General features: G+C 60.5%; 18 protein-coding genes, 2 tRNA genes and 2 pseudogenes. 15 read left to right on the top strand and 7 right to left on the bottom strand.

All coding sequences use genetic code 11. From position 1 onward, the window contains the following. Window positions 1–214 precede the first annotated feature (214 nt). The 4 genes and pseudogenes from BMY29_RS14335 (at window position 215) to BMY29_RS14320 (ending at window position 7,910) form a co-directional block, all read left to right on the top strand. Window positions 215–290, top strand: a tRNA-Cys gene (locus BMY29_RS14335). Between the two features lie 238 nt (window positions 291–528). Beyond that, window positions 529–5,238: a hypothetical protein gene (locus BMY29_RS21165; RefSeq protein ID WP_177179247.1), complete on the top strand. Its 4,710-nt coding sequence runs from the start codon at window positions 529–531 to the stop codon at window positions 5,236–5,238. Window positions 5,239–5,666: 428 nt separating this feature from the next. Continuing rightward, window positions 5,667–7,223, top strand: coding sequence for a glycoside hydrolase family 32 protein (locus BMY29_RS14325; RefSeq protein ID WP_081985507.1), 1,557 nt, complete (start codon window positions 5,667–5,669; stop codon window positions 7,221–7,223). A 12-nt stretch (window positions 7,224–7,235) separates the two neighbouring features. Further along, window positions 7,236–7,910 (top strand): annotated as a pseudogene (locus tag BMY29_RS14320) (IS6 family transposase). Between the two features lie 68 nt (window positions 7,911–7,978). Here the strand turns inward: BMY29_RS14320 and BMY29_RS20680 are convergent. Genes BMY29_RS20680 through BMY29_RS14305 form a run of 3 tightly spaced genes read right to left on the bottom strand, consistent with a single transcriptional unit; the run spans window position 7,979 to window position 9,056 of the window. Continuing rightward, window positions 7,979–8,230 (bottom strand): dihydrofolate reductase family protein, encoded by a 252-nt coding sequence (locus BMY29_RS20680; protein ID WP_049991699.1) that lies wholly within the window; start codon window positions 8,228–8,230, stop codon window positions 7,979–7,981. A gap of 2 nt (window positions 8,231–8,232) precedes the next feature. Next, window positions 8,233–8,721 carry an SRPBCC domain-containing protein gene (locus BMY29_RS14310; RefSeq protein ID WP_049991700.1) on the bottom strand — a complete coding sequence of 163 codons (489 nt, stop codon included), beginning with the start codon at window positions 8,719–8,721 and terminating at the stop codon, window positions 8,233–8,235. Continuing rightward, window positions 8,718–9,056 (bottom strand): ArsR/SmtB family transcription factor, encoded by a 339-nt coding sequence (locus tag BMY29_RS14305; RefSeq protein ID WP_049991701.1) that lies wholly within the window; start codon window positions 9,054–9,056, stop codon window positions 8,718–8,720. The genes BMY29_RS14310 and BMY29_RS14305 overlap by 4 nt, the downstream gene beginning before the upstream one ends. Before the next feature lie 213 nt (window positions 9,057–9,269). Between BMY29_RS14305 and BMY29_RS20435 the strand changes: the two are divergent. The 4 genes and pseudogenes from BMY29_RS20435 to BMY29_RS14285 all read left to right on the top strand — a co-directional run. After that, window positions 9,270–9,473 (top strand): annotated as a pseudogene (locus BMY29_RS20435) (helix-turn-helix transcriptional regulator); the annotation flags it as partial. A 101-nt stretch (window positions 9,474–9,574) separates the two neighbouring features. Beyond that, complete coding sequence (locus tag BMY29_RS14295) at window positions 9,575–9,955, top strand: MarR family winged helix-turn-helix transcriptional regulator (protein WP_160290122.1); 381 nt, start codon at window positions 9,575–9,577, stop codon at window positions 9,953–9,955. 104 nt (window positions 9,956–10,059) lie between these two features. Further along, window positions 10,060–10,962: a VOC family protein gene (locus BMY29_RS14290; protein ID WP_049991703.1), complete on the top strand. Its 903-nt coding sequence runs from the start codon at window positions 10,060–10,062 to the stop codon at window positions 10,960–10,962. After that, window positions 10,952–11,620 carry an SRPBCC domain-containing protein gene (locus tag BMY29_RS14285; protein ID WP_074854771.1) on the top strand — a complete coding sequence of 223 codons (669 nt, stop codon included), beginning with the start codon at window positions 10,952–10,954 and terminating at the stop codon, window positions 11,618–11,620. Before BMY29_RS14290 ends, BMY29_RS14285 begins: the two co-directional genes overlap by 11 nt. An 80-nt stretch (window positions 11,621–11,700) precedes the next feature. On the opposite strand, the gene BMY29_RS14280 is transcribed toward BMY29_RS14285, so the two are convergent. The 3 genes from BMY29_RS14280 to BMY29_RS21160 form a co-directional block, all read right to left on the bottom strand. Then, a tRNA-Lys gene (locus tag BMY29_RS14280) sits at window positions 11,701–11,774 on the bottom strand. Window positions 11,775–11,843: 69 nt separating this feature from the next. Beyond that, window positions 11,844–12,539, bottom strand: a complete 696-nt coding sequence (locus BMY29_RS14275) for a DUF7119 family protein (protein WP_049991704.1) — start codon at window positions 12,537–12,539, stop codon at window positions 11,844–11,846. A 57-nt stretch (window positions 12,540–12,596) separates the two neighbouring features. Next, window positions 12,597–12,737, bottom strand: a complete 141-nt coding sequence (locus tag BMY29_RS21160; RefSeq protein ID WP_173424945.1) for a hypothetical protein — start codon at window positions 12,735–12,737, stop codon at window positions 12,597–12,599. An 807-nt stretch (window positions 12,738–13,544) separates the two neighbouring features. On the opposite strand from BMY29_RS21160, the gene BMY29_RS14270 reads away from it, so the two are divergent. The 4 genes from BMY29_RS14270 to rimI all read left to right on the top strand — a co-directional run bounded on the left by BMY29_RS14270 (window position 13,545) and on the right by rimI (window position 15,107). Continuing rightward, window positions 13,545–13,832: a DUF6360 family protein gene (locus BMY29_RS14270; protein ID WP_049991705.1), complete on the top strand. Its 288-nt coding sequence runs from the start codon at window positions 13,545–13,547 to the stop codon at window positions 13,830–13,832. 96 nt (window positions 13,833–13,928) lie between these two features. Next, entirely contained in the window at window positions 13,929–14,423 is a 495-nt protein-coding gene (locus tag BMY29_RS14265) for a ferritin-like domain-containing protein (protein ID WP_049991706.1), read from the top strand. 5 nt (window positions 14,424–14,428) lie between these two features. Then, entirely contained in the window at window positions 14,429–14,575 is a 147-nt protein-coding gene (locus BMY29_RS21155) for a hypothetical protein (protein WP_173424946.1), read from the top strand. Window positions 14,576–14,633: 58 nt separating this feature from the next. Further along, window positions 14,634–15,107: a ribosomal protein S18-alanine N-acetyltransferase gene (rimI, locus tag BMY29_RS14260; RefSeq protein WP_049991707.1), complete on the top strand. Its 474-nt coding sequence runs from the start codon at window positions 14,634–14,636 to the stop codon at window positions 15,105–15,107. Window positions 15,108–15,249: 142 nt separating this feature from the next. Here rimI and BMY29_RS14255 read toward each other — a convergent pair whose 3' ends face one another. Beyond that, on the bottom strand, window positions 15,250–15,774 hold the full coding sequence (locus BMY29_RS14255; RefSeq protein ID WP_143067708.1) for a hypothetical protein: 525 nt from the start codon (window positions 15,772–15,774) through the stop codon (window positions 15,250–15,252). Between the two features lie 408 nt (window positions 15,775–16,182). Here BMY29_RS14255 and BMY29_RS14250 point away from each other — a divergent pair, with 408 nt between their 5' ends. The 3 genes from BMY29_RS14250 (at window position 16,183) to BMY29_RS14240 (ending at window position 17,874) form a co-directional block, all read left to right on the top strand. After that, on the top strand, window positions 16,183–16,632 hold the full coding sequence (locus BMY29_RS14250) for a DUF5810 domain-containing protein (protein ID WP_049991709.1): 450 nt from the start codon (window positions 16,183–16,185) through the stop codon (window positions 16,630–16,632). 68 nt (window positions 16,633–16,700) lie between these two features. Then, a complete protein-coding gene (locus BMY29_RS14245; RefSeq protein ID WP_049991710.1) occupies window positions 16,701–17,120 on the top strand; it encodes a DUF5809 family protein in 420 nt (139 codons plus the stop codon). 133 nt (window positions 17,121–17,253) lie between these two features. Continuing rightward, on the top strand, window positions 17,254–17,874 hold the full coding sequence (locus BMY29_RS14240; protein ID WP_049991737.1) for an NUDIX hydrolase: 621 nt from the start codon (window positions 17,254–17,256) through the stop codon (window positions 17,872–17,874). Window positions 17,875–17,896 lie beyond the last annotated feature (22 nt).

Below are 17,896 nucleotides of genomic sequence, written 5' to 3'. Positions count from 1 at the left end.
ATAAGCCCGCCTGCGTATCGGCCAGTACTGGAGTGCGCGAGCCTCTGGAAACTCCGATTCGCCGCCATCCACTCATACTCTCTATCCATTCCCCCCTCGATAGCCACCGCTCGGTGGCCGTGAGGGGTTTTTTGCATATTTACCTGATACAGAGACGACAAGGATTGTTCCGTACCGCTATGCTTAAACGATCGCAGTAACAAGAGAGAACTGCGCCAAGGTGGCAGAGTCCGGCCGAACGCAGCGGCCTGCAGAGCCGCCCACCGCCGGTTCAAATCCGGCCCTTGGCTTGTACCATTTTCCTTACAATCCAACAGCGGTCACTCCGCTGTTGGTCGATTGCCTCCTCTCGGAGTTGTGATCTAAGCAGTTCGCTCGTTGGGCGACTGCTCACCACTCTCCGAGCTTGGGGGCAGTTTCGGTGAGCCGGACTATCAAGGTCCGCCCGCCAATCTGCGAGTACTGCGGGTGTTACATTGAGGACGAGGATCAGCAGTGTCAGGCTCGCGATAACTGGAGGTGCCAGCTGTGACGGGAGTTCCTCCCGGGCGGCAGTGTACACTCCCGCGCTGCGAGCGAGAGGCAGTCGACCCGACCCGTGCGGGAAGCCTATGCGCCCAGCACTTCCCCGCGGACTCTGACGACGATACTGAGAGTGCCAGCAAGGAGGACGAAGTTGGTGACCAAAGTCCGGGCACAGAGGCAAACGAATCGGGCAGCCAGAACGAGGTGTGGGATGGGGCTGACTTCACCGTCCCCGAGGCCAACGTCTGGCCGCCCGCCTGGGAAAAGCGCGGGTTCTGGATGGCCCGCCGGGACAAGATGCCCTGGGCGCCGTGGAACGGCTCCTGGAAATGGAGTAACACGGAGAACTGGGCGGACAAGGCGACCGTCGACGAGTGGGTAGAGAGCGATCCACGGGTAGACGGTCACGTGGCGATCCTCGAACGGGAAGATAATCCGTACACTGACGATCCGGACCCGTTCGCGTTCATCGACGGTGACGACGTCCGGTGTCCCGAGAGCGGCGAGGTACATCCCCAATTCGTCGCTGTCCTCGAGCGATTAGGGATCACGTATGCCGACATTTCGACGTCCGGGAGCGGTGTCCACGCGCTCTACGTGGGTAAACTCCCGTCGGGGTATAAGCAGGCGAAGTTCGCGATCGACGACGAGCCTTGGGGTGCAAATGATGACATCCCGGAGATCGAGATCTACGACGGCAAACGCGTCTGTGTCGTAACTGGTGAGCACGTCCCTGGGACACCGCTCGAGATTAACCCGTGGGACGGCGAGGAGCTAAAGGCGCTGCTCAAGGAGTACGTCCCCGAAGCGGACAAGCACGATCCCGAGGGGCACGATACGGACCGCGAACGCCCGGAGCTTGACGACTACGAACCCAGCGCGACCGGCGACGAAACGACCGACGATATCCGAGACGTCTTTTACGCGATTGAACAGCTGCTCCCCTGCGACCTTCCACTCCGCACCCGACAGGTCGGGACAGACGCGACGGGCTGGGAGAAGTGGGACCCGTCGAGCTACCGACCGAGCAGCGGGGGCGACAGTCTCCACCGTCCGCCGGGCGAACCTGTCTTTCACGACCACAAGACGGGCCACGCATTCAGTCTATTGAGCCTGTTCGCTGCCGAGCAAGGGATCATCTTGAAACCGTGGCATCCGCTTGAAGGCGCGGAGTTCAGGGAAACCGTCACCAAGGCCCATGAGGCGGGAGCGCCGATCCCCAAATACGTCGAAGGGGAGGACGACGGGAAGGACGACCCGCGCGACCTTCTCGATCAGGCGGTCGTCATTGATCCCGACGACGCCGTGCGGGCCGCGCGGGCTGTCCAACCCTCCGACCTCGAGAAGCCTGTCGAGACGCTCGAAGATGTCGGCGACGTAGCCCTCGCTGTCGCGACCACCGAGGAGATAGTAACCTCGCCAGAGGAGGGCGCTACCTATCAGGAGTACACACGCGGCTATGAGCTGGCCCGGGAGAAGCACGGCGCTCCGCTTCCGAAGTATCTCGACGAGACGGCGCTCACCAATAACACGAGCTACGTCTTTGGGGCCGTCAGTCAACTCAAACCCGAGCACGTTCTTGAGCGGGCTAAGTCGACCGTCACCGTCGAGAACCCGAACGGTACGGCAACCGCGAAGGTCGACCCAGTCTGGGAAGACAGCGACAGCGGCGAACGCGTTCTCGCCGGCTACGGACGTGGCTTCTGGTGCGTTGAGCACGAGGTGTCCTTCTCGCCGCTTGAGTTCGTCGCTCTCGAGAATGGTCTTCTCGACGGCGAGGGCGAACGACTCCGCGGAGAGTCGTTCAAACGCGCCTACGCTTTGGCGCGGGAGGACTACGGCGCTCCGCTGCCCGAGTGGCGCGCGACGCTCCTCGAACACGTCGCCGTTCTCCCGCCGGCTGCTCGCGTTCTCGACGACGCAAGCGCCGAGGTCGGTGTAGAGACACTCAATGAAGCCCGTGATCGCGTTGAGGAACTACTGCGAAACGCCGGGACGGTGCGTGATCGCGCCCAGCTCGTCACCACCCTGCCAGCGCTCGGAAAGACCTACTCGACGATCAAAGCCGCCGAGGAGAACCCGACGACCTACCTCGCCGGACGGAACGAGCTCAAGGAGCAAGCCGTCGAGTACGCCCGCGAGACAGGAGTGAGCTTTGCTCACCTCCCAGTGCTGACCGAGAACCGCGTTGACGACGCGGCACTCCTCGAAGCCATCAGAGCTGTTCGCGAGCAGGGCAAGACGCTTCTCGAGGACCGCGATGCACTCCTCGACACCATCGAGGCACCTCTCGACCCCGAGAGTGATGAGAAGGAGGCCGGCGAAGACGTCGCTCTCGAACGGGGGAGCTGTCCCACTGCGAACGGCGAATACGGCGACGCTTGGCGGCTCGTCGTCCAAACCGCACGAGCACTGGGGCACACTCCCGCCGAGATACACATTCGCGCCAACGCGCTGTTCGGTGAGGAACTCCCCTGCCAGGAAAGCGGAGACTGTGAGTACAGCCGCGCCTGGGAACGGCTCACGGATCCCGACGCTCCGATCGATCTTCTCATCGGTGGCCACGGTCACGCGCACGTCGAAAGCGCCCGGACCTGGTACGGCAGGAACGAGAACGGCGATCGGATAACGCAGCCTCGAGCCGTGGTCATCGACGAGTTCCCTGGCCTCAAATACGCGAACAGTTACGGCGAAGACTGGCGTGATCATGCGACCTGGCTCGCCAGCTGTCTTACCGATGACGTTGGTGACGTCGAGAGCCTTCTGGACGCAGATCTCGCCGACGATTCGTGGGTGTCGGCGTGGCTCGACGGTGAAGCGAGCGACCTCCCGCAAATTCACTCGATCGCCGCTCGCCTCCGAGCTGCCGCCGCCGCGATTACCGCGATCAACACTGCCGAGGATGCCTTCGAGGACTTTCATGACCTCTGCGAAGACATGAACGCCCTGCAGGGCCTCCAGACAGCACTCCTTGACTTAACCGAAATTCCGCCTTGCCTTCCCGTCGATGCGCTCGCGAACGCTCGTGACGCCGTCGAGGCGGCGAAGGATCGAGCCGAAGAAGCGACAAACACTGTCTACGGCGAGCGTCAGGCAGCCGAGCGTCTCGGTGCCGACCCCAGCGAGGTCTACGGTATTCTCAACGATGTCGAAGATTGCATCATCGATCGTCTGGCCAGCGCGCTCGAGAGTACGACCGAGGCGTCGTTCACTGAGGGCCGAGCCGGCGATGACTTGCCCGGCTATGAGACGATCGATATCGATCTCGTTCCCGAAGAACTCGATGCCGAGCTCCCTATCGCAGGTGACCTTGAGGAACTGGTCCAGGCGGCCACAGGGGCCGCTCGCGAACGCCGTGACGCCACCAGTCTCGTCGAAGCAGCAGCAACCGCTCTCGAGGGCGGGCGCGAAGGGTGTCGTGAGCTCGCCGTCTTTTCGGAGGACGGGTATGCCCATCCGTGCGCCTGGCTACTCTTTGCCGGCGCGATCGGCGACGGGACTGATATTACCACTACCGAGTATTCGTTCGACCGCGAGGCCGGTACAAACCTAAAGCGTGTCACTCACGCCGGCGCTACGATCCTTGTCGATCGGAACCTCCACGGCGTCATCGTTCATAACCCCCCGGAGTTCGTCGCACGAGACGGCAAGAAGTGTCCACTGATAGGTCTTGACGCGACTGCCCGCCCGAGACTCTGGCGGCTCGCGATCGGTCGCGATGCCGAGCGTCGAGACGTCCATAGCACCGCAACCGAGCGTCGTCAATTCCTCGAGCAGACGATGAACACGAGAGTCGTCCAGACGAGCAGGAACATTAACACCTACGGCGGCGACTTGGACGGCAACAACTTCGGTGGGCCGCTTGCCATCCTCGATACTGCTCGCGAGAAGTACGGCGAGGACCCTGCCGTGATCACCACTAAGAAAGTACGTGAATATCTCGGCGACGACATCGAGAAGCGGACGAGCGCTGTTGATCACTACCTCAACGTGACCGGCAGCGACGCCCTCGGCGAGCGGAATGTCGGCGCAATCCTCGGTGTACAGCACTTCGGCGATCAAGTCGTCGAGAAGTGGGCAGCTCTCGCCGGCGAGGAGATCGAACGCACCGGTCGAGGCAATACTCTCGATTACGGCGGCGAGATTGCGAATGACTACTGCGATCACATGCTCAAAGACCAGACGATGCAAGCCACCCTTCGGTTTGGCCGATCCGACGAGCCGACGGTCGTTTTTGCTCACACCTCGGCTCTTCGCGACGACCTTCCGGTCGTTGCCGAGGCTCCGGTCGTTAGCGCCCACTCGAAGGCGACACTCGCCGTCACTGAGGCAGCCCGTAAGTTAGGGCATGGCCGGTTCACCTCCAGCGACGTTTACGAGCGTCTGGAGGGCGATTATACCCAGCGCACTGTCCGGAACGTGCTCGCGAACCTGACCGACCTCGGCTATCTCAAGCGCGACGAGGGCAAGCCTGGGACAGCGAACGCTCACAAGCTCACCGAGGACCCTGACACAGGTGAAGCCGAGTTGCCGGAGCTTGATCTCGAGATTGCTGAGAAGGCGGAAAAATCGCGTATAAATGCTAACTATACGTGGAATTTCCGGGTTGCTTGGCGCGGGGGCGTGCCTGATAGAACGATTGCACCGGGGACGTCCGTGATCCGTTCGTCGGACGTTCCCGGCGAGCCACCTAACTCGGTATCGAGCGGGTAGTGCGCTCCAGCAGCAAGGTGTTCGCCTTGGTGTCGTTAGCTAACCGTATGTGGAGCGCCGGACGCCGGTCGTCTCCGCGGTCGTCGACGACACGCTCATCGACGTCGTCGATGCGCTGCTCGAGAGGGTGCTCCCGCCCGCTACGGTGACCCCGAGGACAGTTCCCACACCGACGGAAAATCAGCCCATTGAACTACCTATAGCCTACCCGTCTCGTTGTGCACATACTGCACGACCAAAATGACGAGAATTAGGGCCTCTCAAACATTAATTCCCCATTTGGTTCACTAAACGTAGTCTTTCTTTCTTCCACTAGTTGATCGATCCTCTATATATTTCATTCGGAATAGTATAAAACAAACATGATCGAATTATTTTAATCATTGAGCGTGATCGATGTGAGCGTGGATCAAAATAGTCGTTCACAAATGAAGGAGGAATCGATGAAAGAGTCATCGGAACTCAGCCGTCGGAGGATGATTCAGACGGTAGGAGCTGGTCTTTTGTCAACTGTAGCACTCGGCAGTGCCAGTAGCAGTGTTTCGGCAACAGAGAGCGTATCTGAAGATGTAGAAGACCCGCATCCGTGGCGGCCAGAATATCACTTCTCCCCCTCTGAAGGGTGGATGAACGATCCGAATGGACTAGTCTATCACGAAGGTATCTTCCACCTGTTCTATCAAGCGGGTGCGGATCGACGACGTTGGGATCATGCGACAAGCACGGACCTCATCAACTGGACTGAACATGGAACGAAGGTTCCCGATACTGAATCGATGCAGGCCTTCTCCGGCGGGGCAGTTATTGACACGGAGAACACCGCAGGATTCGGTGAGGATGCGTTAGTTGCCATGTATACTGGCCACCATGATGAGGGGTTCGAGGACCAACGGATTGCCTACAGTACAGATAACGGTGAGACGGTCCATAACTATGCAAAGAATCCAGTAATTGAGAGCGATGAGGATAATTTCCGCGATCCAAAGCCGTTCTGGTACGAGCCAGACGAAAGTTGGAGAATGGTTGTTGGCCGGGTTGAGGGAACCGAAGACCGGCCAGCAGGAATTGAGATCTATAGTTCGGAAAATCTGCTCGATTGGACCTACGAGAGCACATATGTAGACGAGGGCGATAACGGATGGGAATGTCCAAGTCTCTTTGAACATCCAGTCGAAGGAACGGATGAGACGAAGTGGATCATTCCCATTTCACCGATCGAACTGCGATCCGTTGAATACCATATCGGTGATTTCGACGGAACGGAGTTCATTGTCGAGGAAATCATTAGGGCGGATTACGGATACGACTTCTATGCTACTCAACGCTGGGGGAATGCACCAGACGACGACGGACTGAACATCACCTGGATGGGGAACTGGGAATATGCGATGGATGCACCGGATCCAGGTTGGCAGGGAGCGATGACGATACCGCGAACAATCACCCTCCGAAAGGAGAATGGCTCTCTCGAAGTCCTCCAGCATCCAGCGAAAGAGATCACTAAAACACGACAAGAAACGCTGGCAAAACTGTGTTCAGAAAGGATTACACCGGGTAGAGACCCGTTAGAAGGAACGAATGTAGAAGGCCGTACACTCGAGATCGATGCCACTATTGATCCACAGAGTGCCGAAAAAGTCGGACTCCGTGTTCGAGAGGGAGAAGATCAACAGAGTGTAGTCACATATGACGCAGGAGAGGAGGAGTTACGGTTTAACCGGTCGAATTCAGGCGAATTCTTCGAGGATGGGTTCTACGATGAAACAACCACCTCGTTAGAAAGACGTGACGATGGGACGATTAAACTCCACGTCCTTGTCGACCGGTCTTCGGTCGAAATCTTTGCTAACGATGGACAGAAAACAATGACGAATTTAATTTATCCTGACTGGGAAAGCACCGAGGTCTCTCTGTTCTCAGAAAACGGATCCGCACAACTCGAGCATCTGGTAGCCTACGATCTCTGTACGACTGACAACGTATAGTTGAGGTGGTTGATGCTCGCAGACCTGCTCAGCGAGAGCTATGAGGCGAATTGAGAAGAATCATGGGAGAACGAGCGGACGGCGACGTCCATCAGGGCGTTCGCCGTCCGGCTCCACACGACCGGTTGTTCGCTTCGAAAGACACAAGCGATTCTTCGCTTGATCGGCGTTGACCGCTCTCATCAAGCGATCTGGCAGTGGGTACATCGGCTGGCTGACAGCGTGCCAGACCCGCCGACGGCGCAGCCGTCGCGGGTTGCCATTGATGAGACCGCTGTCAAGATCAACGGCGACTGGTCTTGGGTGTACGCTGCAATAGACCTCGACTCACGGTTAATTCTCGATGTCGCAGTCTTTGGCCGACGAGGCACCGATCCAGCCGCCGCATTCGTTCACAGACTGACTGAGAAACACGACCTCTCCGAAGCTGTGTTTCTCGTCGATGGCTACGGCTATCTGACTGCCCTCTCTCGATTCGGATTGAGCGGTCAGCTCGACTATGGTGATCGAAACCTGATCGAAAAATGGTTTCACACGCTCAAAATGCGAATCGACCGCTTCCATAACTCATGGGTGGGCAGTCGGGCCAGCGTTAGAGAATGGCTTGAACAGTTCGTACACTACTACAACACACAACGGACTCACCAATCATTCAACGGACAAACACCAGCGGAGGTGCTTAACTAGACAGTGCCCGTTCAAAGATCGATCTCAGATACAATCCAATTCTCAGATCCTTTTTCTTTCATTTCTGTTCATCCGCTCAGTGAAGGGCTCTCTTCGCTCGCGGTCGGCCAGTACGACGCGAAGATCTCGTACGTCTTCCGGCCGAGCACGAGCGCGTCTGCGGCGGCGAGCCCGTCGGCGACGGCCGGGTCCACGTCGTCGAAGTACGGCACCTGCCAGCCGCCGTGCTCGAACCCGTCTTCGGTGTCCTCGTCGGGGGCGCCCGGGGCCTGCATCACGCCGTCGAGCGTCAGGAACTCGCTGACGACGAGTTTCCTCATGGTTACGCCTCCTCGACGACATCCGCGAGGTTTTCGAGCGAGTCGATCCAGCCTTCGTTGGCGTCGCTCGGGGGAATGGCCTCGGGAATCCCCGCATGGCGGACGGTGACCTCGGTCCCATCGGGGACTTCCTCGAAGGTGACCGTGGTGGTCATCTCGCCGGCCATTCCCGGGTCGTCGGTTTCGAACGAGTCGGTGTAGACGATTCGCTCGCCTGGCTCGAGTTCCTGGAAGATGCCGCCGAAGGAGTGACTCATATCGGAGAACTCCTCGGTCTCGCCCGTGAACGTGATGCGGTAGGTCCCGCCCACCTCTGGCTCGAGGTGGTGGACCTCCGCGCTGAAGCCAGTCGGAGGGAACCACTGGGCGAGCTCGTCCGGGTCGAGGAAGGCGTCGTAGACCCGCTTAGGTGGGGCCTCGATCACGCGACTCACCGTGATACTCCGCTCGTCAGTCGTCGATTCTCCGTGTTCGGTGTCGTTGTTAGTCATGTTTCGTCTTCCTCCAGATGGTCGGCCAGCGCGTCGAAGCGGTCTTCCCAGAGGACACGGTACCGGGTCAGCCACCCGAACGCGTCGCTCAGCGGCGCAGCATCGAGGTGGCACCGTCGAACCCGACCGTCTTCCTCGACGTCGAGGAGCCCCGCGTCCTCTAGTACGCGCAGGTGCTTCGAGACCGCTGCCAGCGACACGTCGTGGGGTTCGGCCAGCTCACTGACGCTCTCGGGGCCGTCGGCGAGCTGTTCGAGGATTTCTCGACGGATTGGGTGGCCCAGCGCCTTGAAGACCGCGTCGAGATCCAGATCGTCCGGCTGTTGTTCAACCATCCGGTTAAGCATACAGCTCGCGATATATTAAACCAATAGGTTAAACAATTTGGGCTCGTCTTCCCGGCGCTCACGCTGCGTGAAGCGTCGAGTACATCGAATGGCCTGTGTGGCATACGCCGGTTGCTATGCTCCTCGCGACGCTGTTCGTGGTCTGGGTCGTGCTCTTGGTCCTGGCCCGCCATCGTCGATGAATAACGTCCTGCCCAGTATCGAAAACGGCGGGGATCGAGTCAGGGTGCTCCCGCTGACGCTGTCGGAGTCACCCGCCAGGCGATCAACGCCATCGAACGCGAGCGGTACGACTCGTCACTCGAACTCGCGTTCGCCCTCCCCGAGACGACCGTCGGCGAGCACCTCCGGAAGATCGAGGCGACCGTGTTCTCGTCGCACTACGTCGGCGCCACCGACCGCTGAGGCGACCGCCGTTTCGCATCACCATTCTGTTGGGTTGATAGACCGGTTTAACGGATCTTAGGGGTAGAAACGTGCATATACACGCTATGCGTATCAGTCTCGTGGATCTCTCCGCCACGAAGGACTGCCACTGTCTCGCGGCACGCAAGCGAGCACGGGAAATAACCCGACGCTACGAGGAAAAACTCCGCCCCCGCGGACTGCGGGCGACGCAGTTCTCCATTCTCGCCGCGCTGGCCCTGAAGGGGCCGTCGCCGCTGAGCGACCTCGCCGACCTGCTCGGACTCGAACGAACATCACTCTCCCGAAGCGCGAACCGCCTCACAGACGAGGGATGGGTCACGGAAGCCAAATCGGAAGCCAGAGTCCACAAACTGAAGCTGACGCCGGACGGTCGCAAGAAGGTCGAGAGCACCTACCCCGCCTGGAAGGAAGCCCAAGACGAGATGGCCGAGCAGATAGATAAACTGGCGACGGAGTGAAGCCACGACAGGAGACACGACAATGCCGACAATTACCCGTCAAATCGAACCGAGAACAGTTTCGTCACGGATCAAACCGTCAGTACACGGGGAGAGGTGAACCCATGCAGAAGATCACCCCGAACCTATGGTTCGACGGCGACGCGGAGGATGCGGTGAACCGGTATACGAGTATATTCGACGACTCGTCAATCGGACCCACTAGCCGGTACGACGAGGCGTCAGCGGAAGCGTTGGGTCGACCAGTAGGGGGCGTCCTGACGATCAACTTCGAGTTAGAGAGTCAGTCGTTCGTCGCACTCAACGGCGGTCCCCAGTTCGAGTTCACTCCGGCAATCTCGTTCATCGTCAACTGTCCCACGACAGCGGCAGTGGAGGAGCTCTGGGCGCAGTTGTCGAGGGGCGGTGAGGAACTGATGCCGCTCGATTCCTACCCCTTCAGCGTCCGGTACGGCTGGACAGAAGACGAATACGGCGTGTCGTGGCAGGTGATTCACGACGGCTCCATCTCGGAGCGGAAAATCGTCCCATCGCTGATGTTCGTCGGTGAGCGGTGCGGTCAGGCCGAGGAGGCGATGGCGTACTACACGTCGGTGTTCGACGGCGCCGAAGTCAACGACGTCGCCCGCTATAGCCCGGATCAGCAACCAGACAAGGAGGGAACGGTCATGTTCGCCGACTTCACACTTTGCAGCCAGCGCTTTGCGGCGATGGACAGCGCGAGAGAACACGGCTTCGACTTCACCGAGGCGATCTCGTTCATCGTCGACTGTGCGGACCAGGAGGAGGTCGACTACTTCTGGGAGTCACTCACGGCCGACGGCGGCGAGGAGGGACAGTGCGGCTGGCTCAAAGACAGGTACGGCGTGTCCTGGCAGGTCGTCCCAACGGTTCTGCCCGAACTCCTGCGTGACGAGGACACCGAAAAAGCGGGCCGAGCCACGAAGGCAATGCTTCAGATGGGGAAAATCGACATTCAGACGCTAGAGGAGGCGCATGCCAGATAAGTCGGGCAGGGGCCACGACTCCACCGAGGATCCGAGCACAGTGGTCTCCCGGGTAATCGACGCCCCGCGAACGGATGTCTACCGGTCGTTCCTCGACCCCAACGCGGTGGCCACGTGGCTCCCGCCGGAAGGGATGAACGCTCATGTTCACCGCTTCGATCCCCGCGAAGGCGGCGAGTTCAGGGTGTCGCTCAGATATCGGGACGTCGCGGACTCCCCGGACGGGGGTGGTGGGAAAACGACCGAGGACACTGACACCCATCACGGGCGGTTCGTCACGCTAGTACCCGACGAGCGGATCGTGGAGGTTGTCGAGTTCGAGTCGGACGACCCGGGATTTGCGGGCGAAATGCGGATCACCGTGACTCTGGCGGACGTCGATAACTTCGCGACAGCCGTAGAGCAACTAACGGATGTCGACGTTGTGAAACTGACTAGTGATCAGATAATCACGCACGGTGCTACCGCTGCGGTAGACGGAACGTTGCAATTGGCGAGCGGACGAGCGCACGCGTTCTGTGATGTGTACGAGTTCAACAGCCACGGGAAGAACGCGAAGATCCAGACAATGACGCCCTACGCGAGCGAATTAATCGGCGACGAGGAACGCCACCGAAACTCGAGATTCAATGAACGTAGTGAGAGTGTTACAAAATAGGCCTCACGCCCTTGCTTCGCTATCCAGAATCTCGCCGATTCCGTCACCTGTCGCTCACGGATTTGTTCGCGATAGGAAAGCGGGCCGGGCGCGATTTGAACACGCGACCGTCTGGTTAAAAGCCAGACGCTCTGCCAGACTGAGCTACCGGCCCTGTGATTTCACATTCCGGTGAGTAGCGGTTAAACGTTTCTTTCTTCGTCGGTCGAGCACACCGGTATCGTTATTCGAAATACTGTTCGAGGGCTTCGGTGACGAGCTGGCCGGGATCAGCGCCTTCGATGGACGCGCGACGCCGGAGATCGCGGTATATCGGCGGCGACAGCGTCAGTTCGAGTTCGCCGAGCGCCACGTCGTGATCCGCGAGGGCCTGGTCGATCGGTGTGCCGTCGTTGACCGCGCTGGCAACGCTGCGGACGTCGCGGACGGTGAGATCGCCGTCGAGGATTGCCCAGGCGAGGAGGAGACGGGCCTCGCCACCGACCCGGGCGATGTGTTTGGCGGCGGTGGGAGCGATCTGTCCGAGCGCGACCTGTTTGCGAACCGAGCGCGGGAGGTCGTGGACGCGGGCCCACTTGCGGATGAAGGAGACGGAGGCGTCGCCGCCTGCGCGTTCGGCGGCGGCCTTGTAGGAGCCTTCGCCGCGGACCAATGCGGCACAGGCAGCCGCGCCGCGGAGCATATAGAGGTGGTCGTCGTCGGTTTCGCCGGCAGCGAACCGGCGGACGGTCTCGGCGGCGTCCGCGAGACTCTCGGGATCGTCGGGGTCGAACTGGACGGCCTCGCGGGCGCGGGTCCCGGTGACCGATTCGTCGCCCCGGATAACTGGTGCACCGACGGGGGATTCGCGGTCTGTCGGGATCGATCGACCGTTTTCGCCGCGGCGGTGCGAGCGATCACCGGGCCGATTGTCGGTCATGCACCTCGATAAGGGACTCGCGCTCAAAAAGGTCGTTGCAGTGGCGAAATTCTCGACTTACTCGTCGCGCTTCTCGGCGAGGTGCTCCCAGATTTCCGTACAGCCGGCCCCTTCCTCGATGTCGTCGAGGTGGGCGTCGTCACGCTCCTCCGCTTCTTGCTCGGCCGGCTCTGGTTTGCATTCGGCTGCGTCAGTCATGGATTCCCTTTCGAATCCTGACGGCATAAGTATCGCTTCGGCTGCAAGCGATACCCGTGCTCTCTCTTACGGGAGGATTATGCCGCTATCTCCGACAGATAATTCGCCAAAATCGGACTGTTCACCAACGAGCAGTGTCGAGACGCGCGTCATCGACGACTATCGAGCGCCACGACGAGCGCAGGTGTGCTCGTTTCGAACGACGAATCGATGAGCGTTCGGTCTGTCGGACCCGACCGTGAAATGGGATGAAACCCCGTGTGACGAGCCGTCATCTACCGATGACGTCGATAACACCTGATTACCTCGGCGTCTTCGGACGTGAACAGGAGGCCTGGCGACGAACGAACTGTCGGCGCCGCAGCCCGACTCCGTCATCGATGACCGTCGCCGAACGATACCGGTGCGACGACTGCACTGACGCGTCTGATCCGGTTTGACCCGCGTTATTACCGAATTGAGTCCGGCATCTCGACGAGTTAGTCGTGGCAAAAACAGCCGGTAGGTGAGGCGCTCGATTCGCCGACTGTCTGTGTCTTTTGTGAACAATGATCACCTGATGAATGCATATTGCCTCTGAAGTTTGGCTCGAACGGCAGGGGAAGTCACGGATTAAACGGCCTGGCGAGTGACCGGCGTGGCGGAGGTGGAACGGCGGGCGGATCGCCCGGACAGCGCGCCCTCGGAACTGGATGCATGGGTCGAGTGAGTGCGTTGCGCGCACGGACTGGTGATTTACTGGCGAGTATCTGCGTCGATACGGCCCGTTGCGGCGCATAAGTGGTCACACCGAGTGAATCAAACCATATGTCCGATCGACTGCTATCGGTCACCGGGGCGACGACGCTGGATTACGTCGACGGAAAAGCCGTCGGCGAGTCATTCGAGTGGGAGTCGGTCGGCGTCGTGAACGCGACCGCCGACCGCGAGAATCCCGACAGCGTTCGCCTGCAACTCGAACTCGACAACCTCGCCGAGGAGCACCTCCCAACGCACATGGACGAATTCGAACTGACGCCCGACCAGGCCCGCGCGCTAGCGGCAGGCCTCGAGAAACACCCGACCCGCGTCGAGGACGCCGCGGAGACCGAGTAACGGCCTTCCCATCGTCGCCGGTATCGAACGCTCTCGCCTGCCGTCGCAGGCTTGCGGCTTTTTCGCCCGCCTGGTGAACGACCGAGTGGGTACACCATGAGCATGGACACGATTCAGGACCTGTTCGAGCACGGTCTCGAGGACATATATCACGCGGAGCACCAACTGCTCGACGCGCTCGAGGAGTTAGAGAACAACACCGACCGCGAGGAGATCGCCCAGGCGTTCGCGGAGCACCGCGAGGAGACCCAGGACCAGATCGACCGGCTCGAGGACGTCTTCGACATGTTCGGCGAGCCGCCGGAGAAAGAGGAGTGCGAGGGTATCGAGGGGCTGCTCGAGGAGTACGAGGAGTTTACTTCGATGGACCCCGCTCAGGACGTGATGGACTACCACAGCATGGCGGCCGCTGAGAAGACCGAGCACTACGAAATCGCCGCCTACGGCAACCTGATCCCGCTGGCGGACCAGCTCGGGATGGACGAGGCGGCCGACCTCCTCGAGGAGAACCTTCGCGAGGAGCAGGGCGCCCTCGACGAACTGAAGGAGCTGACCGAGGAGTTCGAGATCGACGCGATCCCGGCGGAGTGATTCGCGTGGCCGACGATTCCGACGCCGGGAACGGGGACGAGGACGAGGACGAGGAACAGACCCAGTACGGCGGCACCGAGGACGAGCAGCCGACGACCGACCTCGGCGACGAGAACGAGGACGAAGACGAGGAGCACGACGCCGACGAGTGACGTCCGCCGGACTGCCGTGACGGTACCCCTTTTACCGTTCGGAGCATTACCCTTGCGTGTGACGACGCCCGCTCCCAAGGACGGCGAGGCGGTGTCGATCAGACCCGCGGAGCGTGCGGATCTGCTCGCAGTCGTTCGCATCGAGAATGCTTCGTTTTCACAGCCCTGGCCGTACGACGCGTTCGATCGATTCCTCGGCGAACCCGGCTTTCTCGTCGCCGAGACGGACGGCGAGATCGCCGGCTACGTTGTCGCCGACGTGACCCAGAAGCTCGGCCGATCGCTCGGCCACGTCAAGGATATCGCCGTGCATCCGGACCACCGCGGTGACGGCGTCGGCTCCGCGCTCATGTCTCGCTCGCTGGGCGTGCTCGCGGCCCACGGGGCCGACACGGTCAAACTCGAGGTCCGCCGGTCGAACGACGGCGCGAAGCGGCTCTACCGCGAGTTCGGGTTCGAACCCCTCCGGCGAGTACCGGGGTACTACGGCAACGGCGAGGACGCAATCGTGATGCTCCGGAACCTGGACTAGCGGGACACCGCAACCAGACTGGGAACAGAGTCGAATTATTCGCACGGAAGTAGTCGGGTGATGAGCCACCTTTTTGCAACTCTCTCCATGGCAACCCGTGGTGTATGTCGGACAGATCGACGGCTGTCGGACTATCGGTGCGTCAGCCGCTCGTCTCGGTTACGTTTTCTTGCGAAACGTTTTCGACGAACTTCGATGCCTGGTCGTCGGACGTGAATTGATACAGTTTAAAACCAACTCTCGGCTGAGAATGGCTCCGACCTAGCAACTGTATATTCATTCCCACGTCTTCCGATTCGAGATCCTCTATTTCACTGATGGTAACTCGATGATAGGAATCGTCGCTAGAAAATCGATACTCAACGCTGTAGCTTCCGGCTTTGAGTTCCCACTCACCTTCGACTAACCGAGCACTATCCATTGCAGCAAACGTCGCGTCCTGTTCTTCTGTTGCTTGGAAGCTGGAGATATTCGTATATTCCCGCTCGAAAATCAAATCACTATCTCGGAAAACGCGGAGATCCACGCTTCGCTGGCGTGTCGTCCCGTTATGAATTCGAATAAACCACAGTCGGTACGTTTCACCGAAATCCGCAAATTGTGTGCAGCCAGCAATCAGCCCGCCACCGATTGCAGCAGTTCCCCTAAGGAAGGATCGTCTTTGCATTTCAATCTGGATTCAATTATGATCGTATGTAAAAATATGTCCTGGGGGCCTAAAAACATTCTGACGAAGTCCTATCGGCTGAACGTGGTTGTTTTAAAATCTACGATGTTTCCATTCTCCTCATTATATTCAACATTAAAATCGAAAGAAGTGACATAACTCGGGTAGTCGGATTGAAGATTAAGTTTAGATTCATCAACACATATCGGTTTGTGTGGTGGAAAGTGCCATGCCCTTCTTTGGTCGCGGTGGATGGTGCGCTCGCCCGCTAGACACAATGTACGCGAACCTATTCTCAACCAGTACAATTTCGACATCCACCGCCGACAGTAACTGCAGATCCCGAAATCTCTCGATGACCGAGAGCGTATACCGGACGTTTTTCCACGTCCGTCCGTACCCTCTTCTATGGGATACGCCTGTCCGGTCTGTGACGCCGAGGAGGCCGACGCGGAGCACCTGGCGAACCACCTCGCGATCACCGCCTCGCTCGGACGCGAGGAGCACCGGGAGTGGCTCGAAGAACGCGCTCCCGACTGGGGCGACTGCAGTCCCGCGGAACTCGGCGACATCGTCAGCCGGCACGCCGAAGAGATCGACACGCCCGACTTCGAAGGGACAGGTCACGATCACGCGCACGAACCGGGCCGTCCGGACTCGCTTGAAGCGGGTATCGCCCGTCAGAGTCAACGACCCGGACGCGGCACGATGACCGCCGAAGCCGAACAGGTGCTCGAGGAGGCCCGCGAGCTGACCCAACGGATGGAGGCGGACGCCGACGAGGACGACTCGGAGGGGACCGACACCGACGAATCCGCGGCCGGCGACGATGCCGACGGCGCTACCGATCGCGACTGAGCCATCGCCCCGTCCGGCGTCCGCTCGGACACGTAACGCGTAACTGGTTGCCCGCGAACTAGTTCGGTATGCACACGGTTGGGATGGTTTCGCCGGCATCGGCCGACGCGGCACGCGAGCGCTACGAGGCCGTCGGGCCCGCGGCCCAGACGGTCGTCCGCGAGGTCGCGAAGGCCATGGCGTTCGACCGCGAGGAGTACGACGAGCGCGTCACCGGCGACGTCGTCGAGACCGCCAGGGATGCCCTCTTCGCGAGCTTGCTCGAGGTTCACGTCGGCGACCGCGATGAGTTCGAGGAGTGGCGCGAGTCCTACGACGGCGAGGTGACGACGGTCGGCCACGAGAACGTCGATCGCGTCGCCTGGCACGCGGGCCCGACCGGCCAGGCGGTCGCGGCGACGTTCCAGAACGAGGAGGACGCGGCGGTCGCGACGCTCCGCCGCCAGGCGTTCGGACGCGTGTATCGGGAGCTCGTCGATCGCTCCTGACGGCTACCGAGGGTGGAGACGGTCGCTGATTTTCGCCGAATCGCCGAGTCACAGAGCCGAGACCGGGCGGAGAGCCGATCGTCCGGCCGAAAAACGCGCATCTATTACGGGTTCGAGCACGCAGATGGAGGCGATGACTGAACCCGGTGACTGGGAGTTACTCGAGGAACGGACCGAGTACGAGACGGGCTGGTACGACGGCGGCTACGATCTGGTCGAACAGCCTGACGGGAGCGAGAAGCGCTACTACTGGGCCGACTTGCCGCCCGCGGTCGTCGTGGTCGCGCGGATCGACGGGCGCGTACTCGCGGAGACGAGCGACGCTGCGACCGGCGCGGACGGCGATGGCGACACCGGCGCCGGTGCCGACGCCGACGAGGACCACCTCCTGTTTGTCGAGCAGTACCGGCCGCCGATCCGCGAAACGCACCTCGAACTCCCCGCTGGGATCGTCGAGGACGGCGAGTCCTACACCCAGGCGGCGACCCGCGAACTCGAAGAGGAGACCGGCTTTCGGCCGTCGAGCACCGCGCTCTTACAGGAGTACGCGGTCGCGACCGGCGTGTTGCGCCACGACCGCGGCGTGGTCTACGCCGAGGGGCTCGAACCAGGCGAACGGGCGCTCGATAGCAACGAATTCCTGGAGGTGACGACGGTGCCGGTCGATCGGGCGCTCGAGCGCGCCCGCGAGCAGCCGGCCAACGACTCGACGCTGACGGCGCTGTTGCTCGCGACGGAAGACGGCGTCCTGTAGCGGTCCCGCAGCGGACTCGAAC

This window comes from Natrinema salifodinae (assembly GCF_900110455.1).
Taxonomy (GTDB): Archaea; Halobacteriota; Halobacteria; order Halobacteriales; family Natrialbaceae; genus Natrinema; species Natrinema salifodinae.
Note: the sequence above shows the minus strand (reverse complement) of the source record. Positions and strands in the feature narration are given on the sequence as shown.

Bases quoted from the DNA above. Each gene is read 5' to 3' on its own strand.
- BMY29_RS14325 (WP_081985507.1), top strand. From the start codon at position 5,667: ATGAAGGAGGAATCGATGAAAGAGTCATCGGAACTCAGCCGTCGGAGG.
- BMY29_RS20680 (WP_049991699.1), bottom strand. From the start codon at position 8,230: ATGAGGAAACTCGTCGTCAGCGAGTTCCTGACGCTCGACGGCGTGATG.
- BMY29_RS14310 (WP_049991700.1), bottom strand. From the start codon at position 8,721: ATGACTAACAACGACACCGAACACGGAGAATCGACGACTGACGAGCGG.
- BMY29_RS14305 (WP_049991701.1), bottom strand. From the start codon at position 9,056: ATGGTTGAACAACAGCCGGACGATCTGGATCTCGACGCGGTCTTCAAG.
- BMY29_RS14290 (WP_049991703.1), top strand. From the start codon at position 10,060: ATGCAGAAGATCACCCCGAACCTATGGTTCGACGGCGACGCGGAGGAT.
- BMY29_RS14285 (WP_074854771.1), top strand. From the start codon at position 10,952: ATGCCAGATAAGTCGGGCAGGGGCCACGACTCCACCGAGGATCCGAGC.
- BMY29_RS14275 (WP_049991704.1), bottom strand. From the start codon at position 12,539: ATGACCGACAATCGGCCCGGTGATCGCTCGCACCGCCGCGGCGAAAAC.
- BMY29_RS21160 (WP_173424945.1), bottom strand. From the start codon at position 12,737: ATGACTGACGCAGCCGAATGCAAACCAGAGCCGGCCGAGCAAGAAGCG.
- BMY29_RS14270 (WP_049991705.1), top strand. From the start codon at position 13,545: ATGTCCGATCGACTGCTATCGGTCACCGGGGCGACGACGCTGGATTAC.
- BMY29_RS14265 (WP_049991706.1), top strand. From the start codon at position 13,929: ATGAGCATGGACACGATTCAGGACCTGTTCGAGCACGGTCTCGAGGAC.
- BMY29_RS14255 (WP_143067708.1), bottom strand. From the start codon at position 15,774: ATGCAAAGACGATCCTTCCTTAGGGGAACTGCTGCAATCGGTGGCGGG.
- BMY29_RS14250 (WP_049991709.1), top strand. From the start codon at position 16,183: ATGGGATACGCCTGTCCGGTCTGTGACGCCGAGGAGGCCGACGCGGAG.
- BMY29_RS14245 (WP_049991710.1), top strand. From the start codon at position 16,701: ATGCACACGGTTGGGATGGTTTCGCCGGCATCGGCCGACGCGGCACGC.
- BMY29_RS14240 (WP_049991737.1), top strand. From the start codon at position 17,254: ATGACTGAACCCGGTGACTGGGAGTTACTCGAGGAACGGACCGAGTAC.